The 3,563-nt window shown below is 57.7% G+C and carries 5 protein-coding genes and 1 pseudogene; 4 read left to right on the top strand and 2 right to left on the bottom strand.

Annotation, left to right across the window (positions count from 1 at the left end):
- Together AAAC48_RS27325 and AAAC48_RS27320 are read left to right on the top strand one after the other, a co-directional pair.
- A pseudogene (locus AAAC48_RS27325) lies at nt 1-170 on the top strand (MarR family transcriptional regulator); the annotation flags it as partial.
- Nucleotides 160-720: a cytochrome b/b6 domain-containing protein gene (locus AAAC48_RS27320; protein ID WP_340657205.1), complete on the top strand. Its 561-nt coding sequence runs from the start codon at nt 160-162 to the stop codon at nt 718-720. The pseudogene AAAC48_RS27325 and the gene AAAC48_RS27320, both read left to right, overlap by 11 nt.
- Before the next feature lie 162 nt (nt 721-882).
- Here AAAC48_RS27320 and AAAC48_RS27315 read toward each other — a convergent pair whose 3' ends face one another.
- On the bottom strand, nt 883-1,062 hold the full coding sequence (locus AAAC48_RS27315; protein ID WP_340657204.1) for a hypothetical protein: 180 nt from the start codon (nt 1,060-1,062) through the stop codon (nt 883-885).
- 141 nt (nt 1,063-1,203) lie between these two features.
- On the opposite strand from AAAC48_RS27315, the gene AAAC48_RS27310 reads away from it, so the two are divergent.
- Nucleotides 1,204-1,917 carry an LssY C-terminal domain-containing protein gene (locus AAAC48_RS27310; protein WP_340657203.1) on the top strand — a complete coding sequence of 238 codons (714 nt, stop codon included), beginning with the start codon at nt 1,204-1,206 and terminating at the stop codon, nt 1,915-1,917.
- A gap of 37 nt (nt 1,918-1,954) precedes the next feature.
- Nucleotides 1,955-2,458 (top strand): ion channel, encoded by a 504-nt coding sequence (locus tag AAAC48_RS27305; protein WP_340657202.1) that lies wholly within the window; start codon nt 1,955-1,957, stop codon nt 2,456-2,458.
- An 85-nt stretch (nt 2,459-2,543) separates the two neighbouring features.
- Here AAAC48_RS27305 and AAAC48_RS27300 read toward each other — a convergent pair.
- Nucleotides 2,544-3,563, bottom strand: a 1,020-nt coding sequence (locus AAAC48_RS27300) for an FAD-dependent monooxygenase (protein ID WP_340657201.1), incomplete at its 5' end; no start/stop codon positions are given.

The following is a 3,563-nucleotide window of genomic DNA, read 5'->3' as shown; positions in this document are numbered from 1 at the left end:
AACTCGTCGCGCTGACGGACAAGGGAAAACAGGCTTTCGACACCGCCATGCGCCTGCAGGCCCCATGGGTCAACGGGCTATCGGAAGGGCTTCTGGTCGAGGACATCAAAACGACGCACACCGTCATGAAGGCGCTGCGCAGCAAACTGGAAGGTGACGATGAAGCTTAAGAGCAATCCTGAACGCTACGGTACGGTTGCGGTCTCCATTCACTGGCTGAGCGCCATTCTGATCCTGGCGCTCCTCGGCTCCGGCTTCCGGGCCGTCAATTCCATGGATGCGGCCGCCAAGGCGGGGTTCCTGCGCTTTCACATTCCGGTTGCGATCATCGTCTTGATTCTGACGGCTTTTCGCATTGTCTGGTGGTGGCGCTTCGATCAGAAGCCGCTGCCGGTGGAGGGGGCACCTCGCTGGCAGGAGCGCATCGCGCGCTGGGTTCACGTAGCCTTCTACGTCGCTATTCTCGCCATGGTCGCCAGCGGCATCGGGATGATTTTCCTAAGCGGTGCTGCTCCTGCGGTCTTCGGTGCGCCGGGCGCGGTGCTGCCCAATTTCACCGACTACCCGCCCCGCGCGCCACATGGCCTCGGCGCATTCCTGCTCGTCGGGCTACTGGTAGTCCACGCCGGCGCGGCCCTCTACCACCAGTTCATTCGCCGCGATGGGCTGCTTCGGCGGATGTGGTATGGCGGCCGACTAGATCGGTTGGAAACGTCCTGAAACCACCTTTTACTTTGGGTCGCGACGCGACCTTCTGGCGCATCGATGTTGGCGATCCTTATTTTCTCGCTGTTGCAATGGATTGTGTCACCATCGGAGGCTTTAAGCGCCAAATCATCTGGCCGACAAATGCAACTGTCTTTGCCGAAATATTGTTTGAAATCAGAGCGGGGCATAGAGCGGAAGCATGACAATCGCCGCAAGAACGGCTATCGATACGAAGAACATTAGTTTCCGCGGCTTGTGTTTCTCGTGCAGCTTGTGAAGCCAATGCGAGTGGGAAGAGATACGCTTCTCCGGTTTCGTGGCTTTGTTCACGATCAGTCGTGGTCTCTTGCCCATATCGCCCCCTGCCGGGTTGTGCAATGTTGGGGGGTGATGGCGAATGCACAGTGCTGCTAGAGCGTCATTGCACAATTGGGACCTTTGAGGCGGAAGGACGATACATTCAGCGAGTTTCGATGAGAACGGGAGGGGACTCCGATGCTCCGGCGCAAGAAGATCCGCATGGCAGTGAGTGGGCTGATTGCCCTGCTGATGACGTATTTGCTTATTGCCTATTTAGTCGTTCCCGAGATTTGGATCTTTCGCGATGCCGGCCGAGTTGCTGATTTCAGCAAGATGGTCACGACCACCGAGCAGGATATTCCCGGCGATCCCATCAATGTCGGTCTCGTCGGCTCAAAGGAACAGGTGATCCGAGCATTCGCCGCTGCGGGATGGGTTGCTGCCGACAAAATTACATTGAGAACGTCAATCGACATCGGCTTAAGCGTCGCGCTTGATCGGCCCGATCTCGATGCGCCGGTTAGCCCGCTGTTATTCGAGGGCAGAAAACAGGACCTCGCCTTCGAAAAGCCCGTTGGTAAGAGCGCCGACCAGCGCAACCACGTCCGTTTCTGGCTCACCAAAAAGACCGGCACTGATGGCCACCCGCTTTGGCTCGGCTCCGCCAGTTTCGATCGTGGCGTAGGCCTCAGCCACGACACTGGCGAAATCACGCATCACATCGGGCCGGACATCGACGCCGAGCGAGATCTTGTGATCAGCGATCTTATGAAAGCCGGGCAACTTTCGTCGAGTTATGAGATTAAGGGAATCGGAGCCACCAAGAACGGCCGCAATGGCGGTGGCGATCCCTATTTCACCGACGGTGAGGCGCTCGTTGGCGTGCTTCGTCAAGCTGCCGTCCCGTAGCAACCGCCTTTCTTTTTATGAAGGAATGGATAACACCATGGACGAACTTTCAGCCCCCGAGCCCGTTTTGGAAATTGCTGTGGGCACCTTGATATTGATTGTTGTAATTTTCGTACACGGCGCAGGTATCCGGGCAATCAATCAGCGCTTCAGCAAATCCTGGATCCATGTGAGCAGCATCACGTCACACTGGCGACTCAACCTGTTGCTCGCCGCGACAATCGCTTCTCTGACAGCGCTGCATTTCGCCGAAACCCTCATTTGGGCCATGCCCATATATGTGAGGGGGTTCATCCCCTCAATGCGTGACAGCTACTACTATGTCCTGGAGAGCTACACGACGCTCGGCCAGGGCAACATCAGCCTGCCTGATCGATGGCGACTCATCGGACCAATCATAGCAATATCGGGCTTGTTCACATTCGGTTGGACGGGGAGCGTTCTAGTGAGCATCATGACTGAATTCGGCAAGCTCGACCGGGCGCGGGCCAAGGGACCTAAGGACCGCGCTCTTTCTGAAGAGACCAACTCCGAACCATGACCGTTGTATGGGCATCGAACGAGCGAAGCACCCTGTCGGCCCTTAAGAAGCACCGACATGAACTCTTGGCTAATCAAATTGAAGGTCAGCAAAAATGCTCCAACGAGAGTGCGCGTTCCACGAAATAGCGCCGTAGTGCCGCCGGATCCTGCCGTTCGCTGGCGAGCGCAACATAGGTATCGGGTCGAAGCAGATACATCGCATCCTGTGCCAATCCGGTTTTTGCGTAATCTTCATGCCAAGGGAAGGTATTCAAGCGAAGATTATGATGCTTGCACCAGTCGCGGAGTTCGGCGCTGGTCGCACCGTACACATGGATTTGCCAGGCGATTGTTTGAAGTGCTGCGAAGTTATCGGAGTTCGGCGTCCTCGCCCATGGAAGGCGATCGCCGCCGCTGACACCGCCGGCCTTGCCCTCGCTGATGGCGCTGTTTCGGTAGGCGATAACGATCTGGGACACCGCACCGAACATGTAGTCGCGTGCGGCGTCGAATTTGAAGAGCGTAGGTACAACGAGGGGGACAATGCGGGTGCGGATGAAGTCTGCCATCCGTCCTTCAGCGGTCGCGAGCGTGAACCCTCTGTCGGTCGTGGCGACGAGCTTTTGTGCAAAGGCCCGACGCTCCGCCTCATAAGTGTCGAGCAGGGTGTCCGGCGCTTGGCCGGTCAGAACGGCCCTCAACTTCCACGCCAGATTGATGGCGTCGCCGATGCCAGTGTTCATGCCCTGGCCGCCGGCTGGGCTGTGAATGTGGGCGGCGTCGCCCAAGAGGAAGATGCGGCCTTTGCGGAAGTGCTCCGTAACACGGTGATGGACGTGATAGCTTGAGAACCAGTTGACGGTTCGAATCTGCACCTTCATATGCCTGATGGCACGATCGCTCACGTCTTCGAACTTCAGGCTTTCGGAGTAGGCCGCCCGTTCGCCGCGGACGGTTCCGATCAGCCGCGCACGGCCTTTACCTTTCAACGGGAAGACCGCGAGAAAATCTGCCTCGTCGAGGTCGACGTGCAGTTCCCCGTCCAAGGCGGGACCCACGGCATCTACGTCGGCAACGTAAAACACTTGCTGGTAAGTGCCGCCAGGAAAGCCAGTGCCCAGCGT

It is taken from the genome of Phyllobacterium sp. (genome assembly GCF_037994405.1).
In the GTDB taxonomy this organism is placed as follows: domain Bacteria; phylum Pseudomonadota; class Alphaproteobacteria; order Rhizobiales; family Rhizobiaceae; genus Phyllobacterium.
This window is presented reverse-complemented; position numbering and strand designations above follow the sequence as displayed.

Bases quoted from the DNA above. Each gene is read 5' to 3' on its own strand.
- AAAC48_RS27320 (WP_340657205.1), top strand. From the start codon at position 160: ATGAAGCTTAAGAGCAATCCTGAACGCTACGGTACGGTTGCGGTCTCC.
- AAAC48_RS27315 (WP_340657204.1), bottom strand. From the start codon at position 1,062: ATGGGCAAGAGACCACGACTGATCGTGAACAAAGCCACGAAACCGGAG.
- AAAC48_RS27310 (WP_340657203.1), top strand. From the start codon at position 1,204: ATGCTCCGGCGCAAGAAGATCCGCATGGCAGTGAGTGGGCTGATTGCC.
- AAAC48_RS27305 (WP_340657202.1), top strand. From the start codon at position 1,955: ATGGACGAACTTTCAGCCCCCGAGCCCGTTTTGGAAATTGCTGTGGGC.